Here is a 17,061-nt window from a genome sequence, read left to right as displayed (position 1 = left end):
ATTCCTTACGCGTACAGCCCGACGGTATCCCGCAGGTACTGATCCAGCCGTCGCGAGTCTTCCTGAGTTCTGAGTAATGTGGGCACTTCGCGCTCGAGTTCGGCCGCGATGAACCCGTGCAACGCCGATCGACGCGGCCCATAGGCGCTCTCATCGGCATTGCGTTTAAGGGCGAGCAATTCGTCGACTTCATCGAGCAACGCGCGGTCGTCGACGGTGGTCAGGAGGTCGGCAAACGTCATCGGTGGCCGGCCTCGTCCCTGATCGATCCAGCGCACGGCCAATAATGGTCGCAGCACGTAGAAGTACTTTTTGAAACGCACGGTTTCACCTTGCAGGTAACCGCGAAAGTTCTTCTTTGCCATCGACAGATAGTGATTGCGCGCTGCTGGCGGGCTGTAGAACGCTTCGGCGAGTTCGCGCAGCTGTGCCACCTGCGCGGTTTCACTGCGATAAACCAGCGGCGAGTCGAGCCACTCCAGCAAGGTCGGATTGGATTTGCGCAATAACCCGAGGGTCTTGCGCAGCTCCCAACCACTGACATCAAGTTCATCGTCCAGCGGACGTTCGATCACATCGCGCGGCGCATCGACCTGAACGAACCACTCGGGCTTCTCCACGTAGACAAACCGCACGTCGTAATCGCTGTCGGTCGAGGCAAAACCCCAGGCCCGACTGCCGGACTCACAGGCGTATAACACCGTGACATTGCGCTCGCGTTCTATCCGCGCAAGCTCTGCCAGAACCCGCGCGCGCATCGTGGCGCACAGCGGGTGACGCTCTTCCAGTTCCATGACTTGCTTTCCTTTTATCCTTTGACGCACACCACCTGACGCAAGGTGTGCAGCACTTCCACCAGCTCACGCTGGGCGTGCATGACTTTGTCGATGTCCTTGTAGGCCATCGGAATCTCGTCGATCACCGCCTCGTCCTTGCGGCACTCCACATGGGCCGTGGCGCGAATCTGATCCTCGACAGTGAACATATTCTTGGCCTTGGTCCGACTCATGGTGCGGCCGGCGCCGTGGCTGCAGGAACTGAAGGATTCTTCGTTACCCAGGCCGCGGACAATGAAACTCTTGGCGCCCATCGAGCCTGGAATAATCCCCAGCTCGCCCTTCTTCGCCGACACCGCACCTTTGCGCGTGACCAGTACCTCTTCACCGAAATGCAGCTCTTTCTGCACGTAGTTGTGGTGGCAGTTGACCGCTTCCAGCGCCACTTCGAACGGCTTGCGGATAATCTGCCGTGTCGCTTGAATCACCGCGCGCATCATCAGCTCGCGGTTCTGTTTGGCGAAGTCCTGCGCCCAACCCACCGCTTCCACGTAATCATCAAAGTGCTGACTGCCCTCTTCGAAGTAGGCCAGATCACGATCCGGCAGGTTGGCGATGTGCTGACGCATATCCGCCTGAGCCATCTGAATGAACAGGTTGCCGATGGCATTGCCGACGCCACGCGAGCCGCTGTGCAACATGAACCAGACCCGGTTGGCTTCATCCAGGCACACTTCGATGAAGTGGTTGCCGCTGCCGAGCGTACCGAGGTGCCCGCGGTTGTTGGTGTTGGCCAGTTTCGGGTACTTGTCAGTGATCAATTTGAACCGTGGCTGCAGCCCCGCCCAGGCCTGATCTGCTTGCTGCGGGATCTCATCCCAGGCGCCCTTGTCGCGTCGCGAACGGGTCGAACTGCGGCCATGCGGCACCGCTTGCTCGATAGCGCTGCGCAGACCGAGCAGGTTGTCCGGCAAATCAGCGGCGGTCAGCGAGGTACGCGCGGCAATCATGCCGCAGCCGATGTCGACGCCGACCGCTGCCGGAATGATCGCGCCGACTGTCGGGATCACGCTGCCGATGGTCGAGCCCTTGCCCAAGTGCACATCCGGCATGACCGCCAGATGTTTGAAGATGAACGGCATTTTTGCGGTGTTCATCAACTGCTCGCGGGCCTCGTTTTCCACCGGAACGCCTTCGGTCCAGAGTTTGATCGGTTTGCCGTTGGCGACTTCGAGCAATTGGTAAGTGTGATCTTTCATGTCTTTATTCGACTGCGTATTAAAGAAATTTGAGTTGGCCATCATGGCGTCTCGCTGGGTTTTGCTGTTCGTTGCGATAGACATAGCAGCGGCCGTGCCAGGTTTTCAATTTCCCTGAAAAAACTTCATAACTCTCTGTTTTAAATGATCTTTATTATCTATCGACTTTTTGAGTGTTTGAATTGACGACAAACCCTGCGTAGAAAAATTATCATTAGATATCGTTTTTTATCTTTTGAGATAAGCATGCAAAATAGACGTACCGTCGCCATCGGTTTTATCGGAGCCACCCTTGATCGCGTCGGTAAAGGCGCCAATCGCTGGAGCCATTGGCGGCCGAGCGTGGGCCTCTGCCAGCAGCCGGATGTGCTAATCAATCGGCTTGAGCTGATTCACGGCATCGACGCCCGCGACGTCAGTCTCGCCGAGCGGGTGCGCGCCGACATCCAGCAGGTTTCACCGGAAACCGAAGTGCGCCTGCACTCGATGGCGTTGCGCAATCCGTGGGATTTTGAAGAGGTCTACGGCGCGCTGCACGATTTCACCACTGCCTACGCGTTCGACACCGAACGCGAGGACTACCTCGTCCACATCACCACCGGCACCCACGTCGCGCAGATCTGCTGGTTTCTGTTGACCGAGGCGCGCTACCTGCCCGCTCGCCTGATCCAGACCTCCCCCGCCAAGCGCAAGAGCGAAGACGAGCACGCCTGCGGCACCCATGCCCTGATCGACCTCGACTTGTCGCGATACGATCGCATCGCCTCACGCTTTGCCAATAAACGCCTGGAAGGACTGGCATTTCTGAAGTCCGGCATCGCCACACGCAATGCCGCGTTCAACCGTTCCATCGAGCAGATCGAACGCGTTGCGGTGCGCTCGAAAGCCCCCATGTTGCTGATCGGCCCGACCGGTGCCGGCAAATCCTTTCTGGCTCGACGCATCTACGAACTCAAACGCAACCGCCATCAGATGCAGGGGCGCTTTGTTGAAGTCAACTGCGCCACCCTGCGTGGCGACGGTGCGATGTCGACCTTGTTCGGCCACAGCAAAGGTGCCTTCACCGGCGCACAGAACGCCCGCGACGGCCTGCTGCGTGCGGCCGATGGCGGCATGCTGTTCCTCGATGAAATCGGCGAACTGGGCGCCGACGAGCAGGCGATGCTACTCAAAGCGATTGAAGAAAAACGCTTCTTTCCACTGGGTTCTGACAAGGAGGTGGAGAGCGACTTCCTGATCATCGCCGGCACCCATCGCGACCTGCGCAGCCGGGTCGCTGAAGGCCTGTTTCGCGAAGACTTGTACGCACGCATCAACCTCTGGACGTTCGACCTTCCCGGCCTCGCCGGCCGCCGCGAGGATATCGAGCCGAATATTGATTTCGAGTTGCAGCGCCATGCCCGTGAGCATGGGCAATTGGTGCGCTTCAACCTTGAAGCACGCCGCCGCTATCTGGCCTTCGCCAGCTCTAGCGAAGCGGCGTGGCTGGGCAATTTCCGCGAACTGTCTGCGTCGATCACGCGCATGGCGACATTGGCGGATAGCGGGAGAATTGATGAGGCGCAGGTGCAGGAAGAGATTGAGCGGTTGCGTTATGCCTGGGGCCTGACCCAAGCGGGAAGCAACTCAGAAGATTTGCCAGGGAATGAAGAGAGCATGGATCTGTTTGACCGCTTGCAGTTGCGGGCAGTGCTTGAGGTCTGCCGGCAAGCAGACAGCCTGTCAGATGCCGGTCGCCGCTTGTTTGGCATCTCGCGCCTGGCCAAGGCGCAGCCAAATGATGCGGACCGCTTGCGCAAGTACCTGGGCCGGTTCGGGATTGAATGGAGCCAGTTGTCGCCGTAGATCTCTGAGACGTATAACGCCTGGCCACCTTACTTGACCGGATGCCGCTGGTCTGATGTACCGCACCTTCGCCCTGTTAGCTCTTCCAATGCAGTACATCCCCGACCTGGAAGACAACCTCATGAACAAGCGAATGATTGCTATCGGATTGGCAAGCCTGCTTTCACTGTGCCCACTGTTTTCCCTTGCGGCTGAAAAAACAGGCGGCTCCTCAGTTCCAGCCACTGCGATTCCCGGCGTAAACCAAGGCGGATCCGAGTCAAAAGAAGACAAAGCTGACAAGAAAGGTGAGGAAGCATCAGGATCAAATTCCGGTGCCGAGGCACACGAAACACAGAAGGATGCCAACACCTCGAGCGATTCCTCAGATATCAAAAAACCCAGCCAGTGAACCGCTGCTCTTGGCCGATGAACAGATGGTAGCGCCGAGCCATGAATGCTAACGTTCCCGGCCAACATTCAGGGATGGCGTGCCATGTTCAATCGGTTTCTGGCGACAACGGCAATACTGCTCACTTTCAGCTTTGCAGCACACAGCGCACCCTTGCCCAGCGAATATCTGGAAGAGTGCCAGCGAGTCGAAAATTCGGCCAAAGCCATCATGAAAGCCAGGCAAGGAGGCGTGCCCCTCTCTTCCGTTCTGGAACTGGCCGACAACGCAGGAAAGGAGAGCGAGTATGTGGGCAGTTTGTACAAAGCGCTGATCGGGCAGGCCTACGACATGCCGAGAGAGTCGGACGCGAGGAAGCAGGAGCAGGTAGTGGCTGACTTTCAGAAAACTTTTTATTCGCTTTGCATCGATTCGGCTCAGAAAACGGCAAGTGGAAGAAGCTGACGGGGAATGCTCTTCTATAGAGAGCAAAAGTCCCCACGCATGAAAAAGCCCAATCTTTTCAGATTGGGCTAAGTCATTGAATTATATGGTCGGGACGGAGTGATTCGAACACTCGACCCCTAGCACCCCATGCTAGTGCGCTACCGGACTGCGCTACGCCCCGACTGGTTTTGCAACTGTTCTTCACCTCGAAGAACGCTCAAGAATATAGCGCAAGCGTTTGAAAACTGGAAGTATTCAAACGCTGCTTTTTATTTCTTGAGAACCACCAGCACATCTTCCAATTCGGCAATCATCTGCCGAATCATCTGCTTGTATTGGGTCGTGTCGTCTTTGGCTTCATCGCCGGACAAGCGCAAGCGTGCGCCGCCGATGGTGAAACCCTGATCGTAAAGGAGCGCGCGGATCTGCCGGATCATCAGCACGTCCTGGCGCTGATAATACCGGCGGTTTCCGCGGCGTTTGACGGGGTTGAGTTGAGGAAACTCCTGCTCCCAGTAGCGCAGCACGTGTGGCTTTACGGCACACAGCTCGCTGACTTCACCAATGGTGAAGTAGCGTTTGCCCGGGATGACGGGTAGTTCGTCGTTATGACTTGGTTCCAGCATAAGCCTCAACTCGGGCCTTCAACTTCTGCCCTGGACGAAAGGTGACCACACGGCGAGCCGTGATCGGGATTTCTTCCCCCGTTTTCGGGTTGCGGCCAGGCCGCTGGCGTTTGTCCCGAAGGTCGAAATTGCCGAAACCGGACAATTTGACCTGCTCGTTGTCTTCAAGAGCGTGCCTGATCTCCTCGAAAAACAGTTCGACCAATTCCTTGGCTTCCCGCTTATTCAGGCCCAGCTCTTCATACAGACGTTCCGCCATCTCAGCTTTCGTCAAAGCCCCCATACGTCACTTCCTTAACGTGGCGTTCAACCTTTGTTCGAGCGAGGTGAGGATATTTTGCGTCGTCGAATTCACCTCATCGTCATTAAGAGTGCGCGATGGATGCTGCCAGGTCAAGCCAACTGCAAGGCTTTTTCTATCAGGATCAATGCCTTTACCCTGATACACGTCAAACAGCCTGAGATCCGTGAGCCATTCGCCTGCATTTTCACGGATTACGTCCAGTACGGCCGCGGACGCGACGTCTTTGTGCGCAATCAGTGCAAGGTCACGACGCACTTCAGGAAAGCGCGACAACTCGTGGAATTTCGGCATTTTACCGAGTGCCACTTCAGCCAGAACCAGCTCGAAAACGAAGACCGGACGGTCCAGACCCAAGGCTTTCGACAATTCCGGGTGAATGGCGCCGATGAAACCGACTTCACGCCCTTCGCGCTCAATGCGCGCGGTTTGACCAGGGTGCAACGCAGGGTGTTTGCCCGGAGCGAAGGTGAACGAATCCAGTGCACCGGCAAAGCCCAGCACCGCTTCCACGTCAGCCTTGACGTCGAAGAAATCAACCGTGTCGCGACCTTGCGCCCAACCTTCCGGCAGCCGGCTACCGCAAACCACGCCGGACAGCATCGGCTCTTGCTTCAGGCCTTCGAGCTGACCGACGAAGCGCAGACCGCTTTCGAACAGACGCACGCGATCTTGCTGACGGTTGAGGTTGTGCTGCAGCGCTTTGACCAGACCTGGCCACAACGAAGAGCGCATTGCCGCCATGTCATTGGAGATCGGATTGGCCAGCAACAACGGCTCGACGCCCGGGTTGAACAGTTCGAACTGACGCGGATCGATGAAGCTGTAAGTGATCGCTTCCTGATAACCACGCGCCACCAGCAGACGGCGCAGCTCCGGCAGATCGCTGCGCGCTTCAGCCTTGGCTTGCGGTGCCAGGCGTGCTTGCGGGTAACGAACCGGCAGACGGTTGTAGCCGTACAGGCGGGCCAGCTCTTCGATCAGATCGACTTCCAGGCTGATGTCGAAGCGATGGCTTGGCACTTCTACGCGCCACTGACCTTCACCGTCGGCAGTAATGCCAAGACCCAGACCGCCGAGCAAACGCTCGACCTGCGCGGAATCCATTTCCATACCGAGCATCTGGGTGATGCGCTGGGAACGCAGAGTGATCGGCGCGATCGACGGCAGATGCTGCTCGCTGACGGTCTCGATGATCGGGCCGGCTTCGCCGCCAGTAATGTCCAGCAGCAGGCCAGTGGCGCGCTCCATGGCTTCACGGGCCAGTTGCCAGTCAACGCCACGCTCGTAGCGGTGCGACGCATCGGTGTGCAGGCCGTAGGAACGAGCCTTGCCCGCCACAGCGATCTGGTCGAAGAACGCACTTTCCAGGAATACATCGCGAGTGGTCGCGGAGACACCACTGTGCTCACCACCCATCACACCGGCAATCGCCAGCGCGCGGGTGTGGTCGGCAATCACCAGCGTATCGCTACGCAGGCTGACTTCCTGACCGTCGAGCAGTACCAGCTTCTCGCCCTCCTCCGCCATGCGCACACGGATGCCGCCATTGATTTCGGCGAGATCGAAAGCGTGCAATGGCTGACCCAGTTCGAGCATCACGTAGTTGGTGATGTCGACGGCAGCGTCGATGCTGCGCACGTCAGCGCGACGCAGACGCTCCACCATCCACAGCGGCGTCGGCTTGGACAGGTCAACGTTACGGATAACGCGGCCCAGGTAACGTGGGCACGCGGCAGGCGCCAGCACTTCTACCGAACGCACTTCATCGTGCACGGCAGGAATGGTCATGACCACTGGACGGGTCACTGGTGCGTCGTACAGCGCGCCAACTTCACGGGCCAGACCGGCTAGGGACAGGCAGTCGCCGCGGTTCGGGGTCAGGTCGACCTCGATGCTGGCGTCTTCCAGATCCAGGTACACACGGAAGTCTTCGCCCACCGGTGCATCGACCGGCAGCTCCATCAGACCGTCGTTGCCTTCACCGATCTGCAGCTCGGCTTGCGAGCACAGCATGCCGTTCGACTCGACGCCGCGCAGCTTGGCCTTCTTGATCTTGAAGTCGCCCGGCAGCTCAGCGCCGATCATGGCGAACGGAATCTTCAGGCCCGGACGCACGTTTGGCGCTCCGCACACGACCTGAAAGGTTTCCGCGCCATTGCTGACCTGGCACACACGCAGCTTGTCGGCATCAGGGTGTTGCTCGGTGCTCAGCACCTCGCCCACCACCACACCACTGAAAACACCGGCGGCCGGGGTCACGCTATCGACCTCAAGGCCCGCCATCGACAGACGAGCAACCAGCTCATCGCGATCTACCTGCGGGCTAACCCAGCCACGCAGCCATTGTTCACTGAATTTCATCCTGCTCTCCTAAGAATTCGTTACGACTAGCGAAATTGCGCGAGGAACCGCAAGTCGTTGTCGAAGAACAGACGCAAGTCGTTCACGCCGTAACGGAGCATGGCCAGACGCTCGACACCCATGCCGAAAGCAAAACCGGAGAACTCTTCCGGATCGATGCCGGACATGCGCAACACGTTCGGGTGAACCATGCCGCAGCCCATCACTTCCAGCCAGCCGGTCTGCTTGCAGACACGGCAGCCTTTACCGCTGCACATCACGCATTCCATGTCGACTTCAGCGGATGGCTCGGTGAACGGGAAGTACGAAGGACGGAAACGTACGGCCAGCTCTTTTTCGAAGAACACCCGCAGGAATTCTTCGATGGTGCCTTTGAGATCGGCAAAATTGATGTCGCGATCAACCAGCAGGCCTTCGACCTGGTGGAACATCGGCGAGTGGGTGATATCGGAGTCGCTGCGATACACGCGGCCTGGGCAGACGATGCGGATCGGCGGCTGCTTCGATTCCATGGTGCGGACCTGTACCGGCGAGGTATGGGTGCGCAGCAGCATGTTGGCGTTGAAATAGAAGGTGTCATGCATCGACCGGGCCGGGTGATGGCCTGGGATGTTGAGCGCTTCAAAGTTGTGATAGTCGTCTTCGACCTCAGGGCCTTCGGCAATGCCGTAGCCGATGCGGGTGAAGAACTGCTCGACACGTTCCAGAGTCCGGGTCACCGGATGCAGACCACCGGAGGTCTGGCCACGGCCCGGCAATGTCACGTCAATGGATTCGGCAGACAGTTTGGCAGCCAGTTCGGCTTCTTCAAACAGAGCCATGCGCGCATTGAGAACGCCTGTAACACGTTCCTTGGCAACGTTGATCAGGGCGCCGACTTGCGGACGCTCTTCTGCCGGCAAATTCCCCAGGGTCTTCATCACCTGAGTCAATTCGCCCTTTTTGCCAAGGTATTGAACCCGGATTTGCTCCAGGGCATTGATATCTTCAGCGCTTTGCACAGCCTCTAGTGCTTGAGAGACCAGCGCATCCAGGTTTTCCATGTACAGACTCCAGATACAAAATAGGGGAAGAGCTTGAAGGCTCTTCCCCTATTTAAGACGTTTACCACCTGACCCCACGGAAGTGAGGCCGGGTGATTGTCGGGGGTACTTAAGCCAAGGTGGCTTTAGCTTTCTCGACAATCGCAGCAAACACCGCTTTTTCGTTCACTGCCAGATCAGCCAGAACCTTACGGTCGATCTCGATGGACGCTTTTTTCAGGCCAGCGATGAAACGGCTGTAGGACAGACCGTTAACACGAGCACCAGCGTTGATACGAGCGATCCACAGAGCGCGGAACTGACGTTTTTTCTGACGACGGTCACGGTAGGCGTATTGGCCTGCCTTGATTACCGCTTGCTTGGCAACACGGAATACGCGGGAGCGTGCGCCGTAGTAGCCTTTAGCAAGTTTCAGAATTTTTTTGTGACGCTTACGGGCAATGACGCCACGCTTTACACGAGCCATGAGTTACTTCCTCTATTCTTGACTAAAATTAACGAAGGCGCAGCATGCGCTCGACTTTTGCCACGTCAGACGGATGCAGCAAGCTGCTACCGCGCAGTTGACGCTTACGCTTGGTCGACATTTTAGTCAGGATGTGGCTCTTGAAAGCGTGCTTGTGCTTGATACCGTTAGCAGTTTTCAGAAACCGCTTAGCAGCACCACTTTTGGTTTTCATTTTTGGCATGTTCGGATACTCCGCATTCAGTTGATAAACATAATCAGAAGGCCTGCCGTGCCCTGTTGATTACTTCTTCTTTTTCGGGGCGATGACCATGATCAGCTGGCGTCCTTCCATCTTAGGATGCTGTTCGACCGAACCGTACTCGAGCAGGTCAGCTTCAACCCGCTTGAGGAGTTCCATCCCCAGCTCCTGGTGGGCCATCTCACGGCCGCGGAATCGCAAGGATACCTTGGCCCTGTCCCCATCACTCAGGAAACGTACCAGGTTGCGCAGTTTTACCTGGTAATCCCCTTCCTCCGTCCCTGGACGAAACTTGATTTCTTTAACCTGAATCTGCTTCTGGTTTTTCTTGGCTGCGGCAACCTGTTTCTTCTTCTCGAAGATCGATTTGCCGTAGTCCATCAGTTTGCAAACAGGGGGTACTGCATCGGCGGAAATTTCCACCAAATCCAGTTTGGCCTCTTCAGCCTTAAGAAGCGCGTCTTCAATTGACACAATCCCAAGCTGTTCACCTTCAGCCCCAATTAACCGAACCTCGCGTGCCGAGATATTCTCGTTGATCGGGGCTTTCGGTGCAGCTCGTTTATCTTGTCTCATTTCACGCTTAATAATAATTACTCCGAATCTGGGCGACCACGCCGGGAAACCGCTTGCGCGAGAAACTCAGCGAACTGGGCGACGGGCATCGAGCCCAGGTCAGCACCTTCACGAGTACGCACAGCGACAGTCTGCATCTCGACTTCCTTATCTCCGATTACCAAGAGATAGGGAACCTTGAGCAAAGTATGCTCGCGGATTTTAAAGCCGATCTTTTCATTTCTCAAGTCGGACTTGGCACGAAATCCGCTTTCGTTGAGAGTTTTTTCAACTTCTGCAACAAAATCTGCCTGTTTATCAGTGATATTCATGATCACCGCCTGCGTTGGCGCGAGCCAGGCAGGGAACGCACCTTCGTAGTGCTCGATCAGAATCCCGACGAAACGCTCGAAGGAACCGAGGATCGCACGGTGCAACATCACTGGGTGTTTGCGGCTGTTGTCTTCGGAGACGTATTCAGCGCCCAAACGGACAGGCAGGTTAAAATCGAGCTGCAGAGTACCACATTGCCAGACTCGACCAAGGCAGTCTTTCAGCGAGAACTCGATCTTCGGACCGTAGAACGCGCCCTCACCCGGCTGCAGATCGTACGGCAGGCCCGCAGAATCAAGGGCTGCAGCCAATGCAGCTTCAGCGCGATCCCACAACTCGTCGGAACCGACGCGTTTTTCCGGACGAGTGGACAGCTTCATCTCGACATCGGTAAAGCCGAAGTCACGATAAACGTCCATGGTCAGCTTGATAAACGCGGCGGACTCAGCCTGCATCTGCTCTTCGGTGCAGAAGATGTGGGCGTCGTCCTGAGTGAACGCACGTACGCGCATGATGCCGTGCAGCGCACCCGATGGCTCGTTACGGTGGCAGGCACCGAACTCGGCCAGACGCATCGGCAGCTCGCGGTAGCTCTTCAGGCCCTGATTGAACACCTGCACGTGGCACGGGCAGTTCATCGGCTTGATGGCGTAGTCGCGGTTTTCCGACTGCGTGGTGAACATGTTGTCGGCGTAGTTGGCCCAGTGCCCGGATTTCTCCCACAGGCTGCGGTCAACGACTTGCGGCGTCTTGATTTCGAGGTAGCCGTTGTCGCGCTGGATCTTGCGCATGTACTGCTCGAGCACCTGGTACAGAGTCCAGCCGTTCGGGTGCCAGAACACCATACCCGGGGATTCTTCCTGGGTGTGGAACAGGCCCAGACGCTTGCCGATCTTGCGGTGATCGCGCTTTTCAGCTTCTTCGATGCGCTGAATGTAAGCCGCCAGTTGCTTCTTGTCTGCCCAAGCGGTGCCGTAAACGCGCTGCAACTGCTCGTTCTTGGCGTCGCCGCGCCAGTAGGCACCGGACAGCTTGGTCAGCTTGAAGGATTTCAGGAAACGCGTGTTCGGCACGTGCGGACCGCGGCACATGTCGACGTATTCTTCGTGATAGTACAGACCCATGGCCTGCTCGTTCGGCATGTCCTCGACCAGGCGCAGTTTGTAGTCTTCGCCACGAGCCTTGAACACTTCGATCACTTCGGCGCGCGGAGTGACTTTCTTGATGACGTCGTAATCTTTTTCGATCAGCTGTTGCATGCGCTGTTCGATAGCGGCCATGTCGTCCGGAGTAAAAGGACGTTCGAAGGCGATGTCGTAATAGAAGCCTTCGTCGATGACCGGCCCGATGACCATTTTCGCAGTCGGGTACAACTGTTTGACCGCATGACCCACCAGGTGAGCGCAAGAGTGGCGAATGATCTCCAGCCCCTCTTCATCCTTTGGCGTGATGATTTGCAGGGTCGCGTCGCTGCTGATGATGTCGCTGGCGTCGACCAGTTGGCCATTGACCTTGCCGGCCAGGGTGGCTTTGGCCAGACCGGCACCAATGGATGCGGCGACCTCGGCTACGGAAACCGGGTGATCGAATGAACGTTGACTGCCGTCGGGAAGAGTAATAGTTGGCATGGCGCCTCCTCTCCTAGTGGTGACCCCTACCAAAGGTCACGTGGGTTGGGATGAGCCAGTACAAGATCCGATCCAGGCCATTCAATGACGAACGCCTGCCTTACAGCGGCAGGAGCCTTGCGGCCAACCGGAAAACCGAACCAGAGTGACTGGGATTCAAATCGAAAATATTCGCACGTTGACCGCTGCCGGGACTGAAGGTCATCCGGCGCCTGAGAACGCTTGAGCTCGGCATGCTAGCACAGATGAGCGGTCACTTATGCCTCTGTTTGATCAGAAGGCAAATCGTCTGTTTTTATGCCAGAGTGCTGAACTTGATAGGCCTTTCAGCCCTCAGATAACAAGACATTGACCCACAAGGAGCATCCTCGCATGCGTCTGAATACCCTGTTCGCCGTAGTCGCCCCTATCGTTATGTTGCTGCCGCTGAGCGCCCACGCCGACTGGCCGAAGGGCGAGCGCGAGAAGTACATGGCGCAATGCACCCAGGCGGCGACCCAACAAATCGGTGCTGCGGCTGCCAAATCCCATTGTGCTTGCGGCGCTGACGCCATCAAGTCTTATCCAGCGAGCGACATTCAGGCGCTGATGGACAACAAAGCCACTCCTGAATTGCAGCAGAAAGCACTGGGCCAAATCGCCAAATGCAAGGCAAATACTCCGGCGAAAAAGTGATCAAAGAAGTCTTCTGAGTTGGCTCAGCGCCGCTAAAAAGGGCTGAATTTGAGCCTTTTCAGATGATTTATGCAGGTTTTACAGGTTTTTTTATCGTCTTTACGTTCCGCCAAAAGCCTTGTAAACCGGGGCTTTCAGCCGATAAAGGCAGTAAAGAAAACACGACTGATTGGCAAACAGCACGTCCGGGGGGCTACCAAAGCGAACATTTCGACTATGATACCCGGGTGTGCCCAGTTGGCCTGAGCAGCACAGTACTGAAAAATATATGTTTCTTGGAGATACACCATGTCTAATCGCCAAACCGGCACCGTTAAGTGGTTCAACGATGAAAAAGGCTTCGGCTTCATCACTCCTCAAGGTGGCGGTGACGACCTGTTCGTACACTTCAAAGCTATCGAATCCGACGGTTTCAAAAGCCTGAAAGAAGGCCAGACCGTCTCTTTCGTGGCTGAGAAAGGCCAAAAGGGTATGCAAGCTGCACAGGTTCGCCCAGAGTAATTTCTGCGCGCACTAAAAAAACCCCGTCCATGTGACGGGGTTTTTTATGCCTGCAATAAAAGCCTTCGCTAATCAGCCGCAGTTGACACGAGTGATCACCAGGTTGTTGTCGGTGTTCAGATTCAAGCGATCGGAGCGGTACTCGAGCGTGATCATGTCGTTCGGCTTGAGGAAGCGAGCATTTTGCGCCCCGGCTTTGTTGCGCGCCTGCTCCAGCAACTCTGGCGAAGCTTTCTTGCCAATGGCGAACTCCGCCGCCGATGCTTCACAGCGGCTATGACCGGCTTCGGTCGCCACAGATTCCTTTGCCGACTCGCTGGAGGTCGTGCTGCAACCGGCCAACATCACAGCGGCCATAAGTGCACCCAGTGTCGCGAACTTCAAAGGCATGAAGCCTCCTTGTTTTCAAAATGGTTAAGCTGAGATCGTGCGACCGCCATTCAAGCGATTGGTTTCACAGCCAAGGCCATCACCCTGCCCCACGACCGGAAAAGCGCCGAGTGTGCCTGAGCGGCACGTACCACTTCATCAATCAATCGTGACTGAATATTAACGGTGCTCAATAGACATCGATGTAGTCATACGGCGGATTCGGCCAGTTCTCCTTCAACGCGTTGAAAATCTGCATCACCCACACCTCATCACTGGCCGCGACGTTGCCCACGTAGCCCGAGCCCTTAGCCCAGGTTTCCAGGCGAAACAGCAAACCGTCGATATCCTGCCCACCGGTAACACCGGAAGAAATATAAGCGATACCGCCCTTGGTCACGCGCAGCTGCGTGTGTTCGTCATCGCTAGCCGAAGCGAGCAACTGGCGCACTGCGTCGAGCGTGAGGCCGTCAGGAGTGTTCAAATCGATCTGCACAACAGAATCCTTGGAAAGCCTTAAAAGACCAAGTGTCGCATAGCGCTCCGTTCATGCCTAAGTCGCAGTGCCAAACGCCCGACAAAATGGTTAACTCAAACCCAAGATCTTCCGACTATTCGAGCGCTCTCATGACCACCATCAGCATCGACGCCGCCATTAATGCCAAATGGGCAGACGGACACAGCTCTTACAGCCCGGGAACCACCGAGGAGCTTGCGCTGATTGGTATCGATCTATTGGTCAAGGAGCTGGGCACGGAGGCGGCTCAGCAATTCATCAAGCAGATTTTCGAGCGCTACCCCAGCGAGCAGGCTGAACACACTGAGAGGGTGTAAAAACCCGCAGGCTGGCACCTGCGGGGGAGCGGCTTACTTCAGACGTTTCAGACGCTCGGTCAGCAAGTCAAAGAAGCCTTGCGCGTCGCCATTTTCCACCCAGAAGGCGTTTTTCGGCGCCTTCAGGCCGTCGTACCAATCGACGATGGTCTGACCGAAAGTCGGCCCTTCACGACTATCCACCACGACATTCACCGAGCGACCGGTGAACAGTTCCGGCTTGAGCAGGTAGGCCACAACCGTAGCGTCATGCACCGGGCCACCCGGAATACCGTAGTGCTCCATGTCGCCTTTGATGTACTCATTGAGGATGTCGCCGACAATCTTGCTCGCGTTGTTGTTCAGCGCAGCGATCTGCTTCAGTCGCGCGTCACTGGTGAGAATCTTGTGGGTCACGTCCAGTGGCAGGTAGGTCAGTTTCACGCCGCTTTTCAGGACCACTTCGGCCGCTTGCGGGTCAGCAAACAGGTTGAATTCAGCCACCGGGGTGATGTTGCCGCCGTTGAAGTGCGCACCACCCATGATCACCACTTCCTTGATGCCCTGAACAATTTCAGGCTCCTGGATCAGCGCCAATGCCAGGTTGGTCTGCGGACCAAGCATGGCGATCGTGATGCTGTGCGGCTTGGCTTTTTTCAGGGTATCGATCAGGTAGTTGACAGCATTGCCCTCAGCCAGCCCCTTTTTCGGTTCGTGCACGGTGACACCCGACAGGCCTTCCTTGCCATGGATGTTCTCGGCATAGATAGGCGTGCGCATCAGCGGCTTTGGCGCACCCGCATAAACCGGTACGTCTTCGCGCCCTGCCCACTCGCGAGCCAGGCGCGCGTTACGCGATGTCTTGTCGAGGCGCACATTGCCGGCGACGGTGGTCAGCGCGCGAATGTTCAGTTCGTCCGGCGAGGCCAGGGCGAACAGCAAGGCGACCACATCGTCGGCACCCGGGTCTGTGTCAATGATCAGGTCGATTTTTTCCGCCGCCTGGGCGCCGGTGGCAGAGATAACGGACAAAAGCAGCAGGCTCCGGATGAATTGATGCAGTTTCTGAGCATAGCGTTGCATGGCGCATTCCTTGTGCTTGTGAAATCAAAAGTTAAAAGGTGACTCCAGCGACCAGCACGATGTTGCAGTACGGCTGACATTCGCCTGTACGAACAATCGCCCGTGCCTGTCGGCTGAGAACCTTGAATTGCTCGTGACTGAGCAGATCACGACGGCCCAGAGCACCCTCTTCATTCAACGCGTCCAGCGCATTCAGTGCGGTCGGTTGCTTGTCGAAGATTTCTTTGGCCAGTGCATGGCTTTCCACCTGCATCTCGCTGAGCACGACTTTCAGGGTACTGACGAAATCCGGGACACCGTGGGTCAGCGCCAGATCAATTAGCTCGACACCCGGCGGCACCGGCAGCCCGGCATCACCAATGACCACCATGTCGCCATGGCCCAGGGACGCGATTAGTCGCGACAATGCGACGTTGAGCAGAGGAGTCTTTTTCATGCGGGTTTAAAGGCCTGTACGTCGGATAGGGTTGGAATGGACGGCTGCGCGCCGGCGCGGGTTACCGATAACGCGGCGGCGATCTGCCCGAAACGAATCGCCTCGGCCTCGGATCTGCCATTGGCCAGCGCAGCGGCGAAACCACCCACGAACGTGTCGCCTGCGGCCGTGGTGTCGACGGCCTTCACTTTGGGCGCCGGGAAATGCTCAAAGCTTTGGCCATTGGCGAACAGCGAGCCTTGCGCACCAAGGGTAATAATGACTTTGCCCGCACCCATGGCGATCAACTGACTGGCTGCACTTTCTGCCGTTTCCTGCGAGTCCACCGGCAACCCGCTCAACACGGTCGCTTCGCTCTCATTGGGGATCAGGTAGTCGATCGCCGCAAACCAGTCTGCCGGCAGTGGACGACTGGCCGGCGCCGGATTGAGGATCACGATTTTACCCAACGCGCGCGCGCGCTTGAGCGCATGCCCCACCGTGGCATCCGGAATTTCGAGCTGGCAGATGATCACGTCTGCGGCTTGCAGCACCGCATCAAACCGGTCGATCACTGCGGGCGTCATGGCGCCATTGGCGCCGGCGACGATGACAATGGCGTTCTGACTGTTGTCATCGACCACGATCAACGCCACACCACTGGAGTCATCGACAGCGCTCACTGCCTGGCAATCGATCTGTTCGGCCAACAAGGCGTTGCGTAGTTGCACGCCATAATCGTCGCTGCCAACACAGCCAACCATCGCCACCTGCGCGCCCAAACGCGCTGCGGCCACCGCCTGATTGGCGCCCTTGCCGCCGGAAACCGTGGCAAACGAATGACCGATCAACGTTTCGCCACCGACCGGCAGCCGTGGCGCCCGGGTCACCAGATCCATGTTCAGGCTGCCTATTACCACTACATTTGCTGGCATACATCATTACTCGTCA

The 17,061-nt window shown here is 57.0% G+C and carries 21 protein-coding genes and 1 tRNA gene; 6 read left to right on the top strand and 16 right to left on the bottom strand.

The features are described 5' to 3' along the window. Positions 1-5: 5 nt before the first annotated feature. On the bottom strand, positions 6-794 hold the full coding sequence (locus tag LOY43_RS10140; protein WP_258709537.1) for a nucleotidyltransferase domain-containing protein: 789 nt from the start codon (positions 792-794) through the stop codon (positions 6-8). Between the two features lie 14 nt (positions 795-808). Then, positions 809-2,035, bottom strand: coding sequence for an RtcB family protein (locus LOY43_RS10135; protein WP_095047605.1), 1,227 nt, complete (start codon positions 2,033-2,035; stop codon positions 809-811). Between the two features lie 246 nt (positions 2,036-2,281). Here LOY43_RS10135 and rtcR point away from each other — a divergent pair, with 246 nt between their 5' ends. The 3 genes from rtcR to LOY43_RS10120 all read left to right on the top strand — a co-directional run bounded on the left by rtcR (position 2,282) and on the right by LOY43_RS10120 (position 4,715). Beyond that, positions 2,282-3,880: an RNA repair transcriptional activator RtcR gene (gene rtcR / locus LOY43_RS10130; RefSeq protein WP_258709536.1), complete on the top strand. Its 1,599-nt coding sequence runs from the start codon at positions 2,282-2,284 to the stop codon at positions 3,878-3,880. 121 nt (positions 3,881-4,001) lie between these two features. Next, positions 4,002-4,271, top strand: a complete 270-nt coding sequence (locus tag LOY43_RS10125; protein WP_258709921.1) for a hypothetical protein — start codon at positions 4,002-4,004, stop codon at positions 4,269-4,271. An 84-nt stretch (positions 4,272-4,355) separates the two neighbouring features. Beyond that, on the top strand, positions 4,356-4,715 hold the full coding sequence (locus LOY43_RS10120; protein WP_258709535.1) for a hypothetical protein: 360 nt from the start codon (positions 4,356-4,358) through the stop codon (positions 4,713-4,715). A gap of 86 nt (positions 4,716-4,801) precedes the next feature. Here LOY43_RS10120 and LOY43_RS10115 read toward each other — a convergent pair. The 9 genes from LOY43_RS10115 to thrS all read right to left on the bottom strand — a co-directional run bounded on the left by LOY43_RS10115 (position 4,802) and on the right by thrS (position 12,254). Continuing rightward, a tRNA-Pro gene (locus tag LOY43_RS10115) sits at positions 4,802-4,878 on the bottom strand. 88 nt (positions 4,879-4,966) lie between these two features. Further along, positions 4,967-5,323 carry a MerR family transcriptional regulator gene (locus tag LOY43_RS10110; RefSeq protein WP_003179985.1) on the bottom strand — a complete coding sequence of 119 codons (357 nt, stop codon included), beginning with the start codon at positions 5,321-5,323 and terminating at the stop codon, positions 4,967-4,969. Then, a complete protein-coding gene (gene ihfA / locus LOY43_RS10105) occupies positions 5,304-5,606 on the bottom strand; it encodes an integration host factor subunit alpha (protein WP_002553164.1) in 303 nt (100 codons plus the stop codon). Before ihfA ends, LOY43_RS10110 begins: the two co-directional genes overlap by 20 nt. 3 nt (positions 5,607-5,609) lie before the next feature. Further along, the gene (gene pheT / locus LOY43_RS10100) at positions 5,610-7,988 is read right to left on the bottom strand and encodes a phenylalanine--tRNA ligase subunit beta (RefSeq protein ID WP_258709534.1); all 2,379 of its coding nucleotides are present in this window, start codon (positions 7,986-7,988) and stop codon (positions 5,610-5,612) included. A 26-nt stretch (positions 7,989-8,014) separates the two neighbouring features. Beyond that, positions 8,015-9,031 carry a phenylalanine--tRNA ligase subunit alpha gene (gene pheS, locus LOY43_RS10095; protein ID WP_003226365.1) on the bottom strand — a complete coding sequence of 339 codons (1,017 nt, stop codon included), beginning with the start codon at positions 9,029-9,031 and terminating at the stop codon, positions 8,015-8,017. 109 nt (positions 9,032-9,140) lie between these two features. Further along, the gene (rplT, locus tag LOY43_RS10090; RefSeq protein ID WP_007913489.1) at positions 9,141-9,497 is read right to left on the bottom strand and encodes a 50S ribosomal protein L20; all 357 of its coding nucleotides are present in this window, start codon (positions 9,495-9,497) and stop codon (positions 9,141-9,143) included. A 28-nt stretch (positions 9,498-9,525) separates the two neighbouring features. After that, positions 9,526-9,720: a 50S ribosomal protein L35 gene (gene rpmI / locus LOY43_RS10085; RefSeq protein WP_002553160.1), complete on the bottom strand. Its 195-nt coding sequence runs from the start codon at positions 9,718-9,720 to the stop codon at positions 9,526-9,528. A gap of 60 nt (positions 9,721-9,780) precedes the next feature. Beyond that, positions 9,781-10,332 (bottom strand): translation initiation factor IF-3, encoded by a 552-nt coding sequence (gene infC / locus LOY43_RS10080; protein ID WP_170947229.1) that lies wholly within the window; start codon positions 10,330-10,332, stop codon positions 9,781-9,783. After that, on the bottom strand, positions 10,332-12,254 hold the full coding sequence (gene thrS / locus LOY43_RS10075; RefSeq protein WP_007913488.1) for a threonine--tRNA ligase: 1,923 nt from the start codon (positions 12,252-12,254) through the stop codon (positions 10,332-10,334). The genes infC and thrS overlap by 1 nt, the downstream gene beginning before the upstream one ends. Positions 12,255-12,626: 372 nt before the next feature. Here thrS and LOY43_RS10070 point away from each other — a divergent pair, with 372 nt between their 5' ends. Then, a complete protein-coding gene (locus LOY43_RS10070) occupies positions 12,627-12,929 on the top strand; it encodes a hypothetical protein (RefSeq protein WP_095047633.1) in 303 nt (100 codons plus the stop codon). Positions 12,930-13,217: 288 nt separating this feature from the next. Then, positions 13,218-13,430, top strand: a complete 213-nt coding sequence (locus LOY43_RS10065) for a cold-shock protein (RefSeq protein WP_003179963.1) — start codon at positions 13,218-13,220, stop codon at positions 13,428-13,430. A gap of 72 nt (positions 13,431-13,502) precedes the next feature. On the opposite strand, the gene LOY43_RS10060 is transcribed toward LOY43_RS10065, so the two are convergent. Both LOY43_RS10060 and LOY43_RS10055 read right to left on the bottom strand, forming a co-directional pair. After that, the gene (locus tag LOY43_RS10060) at positions 13,503-13,820 is read right to left on the bottom strand and encodes an I78 family peptidase inhibitor (RefSeq protein WP_034152742.1); all 318 of its coding nucleotides are present in this window, start codon (positions 13,818-13,820) and stop codon (positions 13,503-13,505) included. A 169-nt stretch (positions 13,821-13,989) separates the two neighbouring features. Next, positions 13,990-14,295: a hypothetical protein gene (locus LOY43_RS10055; RefSeq protein ID WP_102901218.1), complete on the bottom strand. Its 306-nt coding sequence runs from the start codon at positions 14,293-14,295 to the stop codon at positions 13,990-13,992. Between the two features lie 131 nt (positions 14,296-14,426). On the opposite strand from LOY43_RS10055, the gene LOY43_RS10050 reads away from it, so the two are divergent. Continuing rightward, a complete protein-coding gene (locus tag LOY43_RS10050) occupies positions 14,427-14,633 on the top strand; it encodes a hypothetical protein (protein ID WP_258709533.1) in 207 nt (68 codons plus the stop codon). A 33-nt stretch (positions 14,634-14,666) separates the two neighbouring features. Here the strand turns inward: LOY43_RS10050 and LOY43_RS10045 are convergent, their stop codons facing one another. The 3 genes from LOY43_RS10045 to rbsK are packed head-to-tail and all read right to left on the bottom strand — an operon-like array spanning position 14,667 to position 17,045. Next, the gene (locus tag LOY43_RS10045) at positions 14,667-15,695 is read right to left on the bottom strand and encodes a nucleoside hydrolase (RefSeq protein WP_258709532.1); all 1,029 of its coding nucleotides are present in this window, start codon (positions 15,693-15,695) and stop codon (positions 14,667-14,669) included. Positions 15,696-15,726: 31 nt separating this feature from the next. Next, positions 15,727-16,131 carry a D-ribose pyranase gene (rbsD, locus tag LOY43_RS10040; RefSeq protein ID WP_095047636.1) on the bottom strand — a complete coding sequence of 135 codons (405 nt, stop codon included), beginning with the start codon at positions 16,129-16,131 and terminating at the stop codon, positions 15,727-15,729. Beyond that, positions 16,128-17,045, bottom strand: coding sequence for a ribokinase (gene rbsK, locus LOY43_RS10035; RefSeq protein ID WP_095047637.1), 918 nt, complete (start codon positions 17,043-17,045; stop codon positions 16,128-16,130). The genes rbsD and rbsK overlap by 4 nt, the downstream gene beginning before the upstream one ends. Positions 17,046-17,061: the final 16 nt, after the last annotated feature.

Origin of the sequence: Pseudomonas sp. B21-041, assembly GCF_024748675.1 — a bacterium.
Classification (GTDB): domain Bacteria; phylum Pseudomonadota; class Gammaproteobacteria; order Pseudomonadales; family Pseudomonadaceae; genus Aquipseudomonas; species Aquipseudomonas neuropathica.
Note: the sequence above shows the minus strand (reverse complement) of the source record. Positions and strands in the feature narration are given on the sequence as shown.

Excerpts from the sequence above, each read along its gene's own strand:
- LOY43_RS10140 (WP_258709537.1), bottom strand. The coding sequence starts at position 794 with ATGGAACTGGAAGAGCGTCACCCGCTGTGCGCCACGATGCGCGCGCGG.
- LOY43_RS10135 (WP_095047605.1), bottom strand. The coding sequence starts at position 2,035 with ATGAAAGATCACACTTACCAATTGCTCGAAGTCGCCAACGGCAAACCG.
- rtcR (WP_258709536.1), top strand. The coding sequence starts at position 2,282 with ATGCAAAATAGACGTACCGTCGCCATCGGTTTTATCGGAGCCACCCTT.
- LOY43_RS10125 (WP_258709921.1), top strand. The coding sequence starts at position 4,002 with ATGAACAAGCGAATGATTGCTATCGGATTGGCAAGCCTGCTTTCACTG.
- LOY43_RS10120 (WP_258709535.1), top strand. The coding sequence starts at position 4,356 with ATGTTCAATCGGTTTCTGGCGACAACGGCAATACTGCTCACTTTCAGC.
- LOY43_RS10110 (WP_003179985.1), bottom strand. The coding sequence starts at position 5,323 with ATGCTGGAACCAAGTCATAACGACGAACTACCCGTCATCCCGGGCAAA.
- ihfA (WP_002553164.1), bottom strand. The coding sequence starts at position 5,606 with ATGGGGGCTTTGACGAAAGCTGAGATGGCGGAACGTCTGTATGAAGAG.
- pheT (WP_258709534.1), bottom strand. The coding sequence starts at position 7,988 with ATGAAATTCAGTGAACAATGGCTGCGTGGCTGGGTTAGCCCGCAGGTA.
- pheS (WP_003226365.1), bottom strand. The coding sequence starts at position 9,031 with ATGGAAAACCTGGATGCGCTGGTCTCTCAAGCACTAGAGGCTGTGCAA.
- rplT (WP_007913489.1), bottom strand. The coding sequence starts at position 9,497 with ATGGCTCGTGTAAAGCGTGGCGTCATTGCCCGTAAGCGTCACAAAAAA.
- rpmI (WP_002553160.1), bottom strand. The coding sequence starts at position 9,720 with ATGCCAAAAATGAAAACCAAAAGTGGTGCTGCTAAGCGGTTTCTGAAA.
- thrS (WP_007913488.1), bottom strand. The coding sequence starts at position 12,254 with ATGCCAACTATTACTCTTCCCGACGGCAGTCAACGTTCATTCGATCAC.
- LOY43_RS10070 (WP_095047633.1), top strand. The coding sequence starts at position 12,627 with ATGCGTCTGAATACCCTGTTCGCCGTAGTCGCCCCTATCGTTATGTTG.
- LOY43_RS10065 (WP_003179963.1), top strand. The coding sequence starts at position 13,218 with ATGTCTAATCGCCAAACCGGCACCGTTAAGTGGTTCAACGATGAAAAA.
- LOY43_RS10060 (WP_034152742.1), bottom strand. The coding sequence starts at position 13,820 with ATGCCTTTGAAGTTCGCGACACTGGGTGCACTTATGGCCGCTGTGATG.
- LOY43_RS10050 (WP_258709533.1), top strand. The coding sequence starts at position 14,427 with ATGACCACCATCAGCATCGACGCCGCCATTAATGCCAAATGGGCAGAC.
- LOY43_RS10045 (WP_258709532.1), bottom strand. The coding sequence starts at position 15,695 with ATGCAACGCTATGCTCAGAAACTGCATCAATTCATCCGGAGCCTGCTG.
- rbsD (WP_095047636.1), bottom strand. The coding sequence starts at position 16,131 with ATGAAAAAGACTCCTCTGCTCAACGTCGCATTGTCGCGACTAATCGCG.
- rbsK (WP_095047637.1), bottom strand. The coding sequence starts at position 17,045 with ATGCCAGCAAATGTAGTGGTAATAGGCAGCCTGAACATGGATCTGGTG.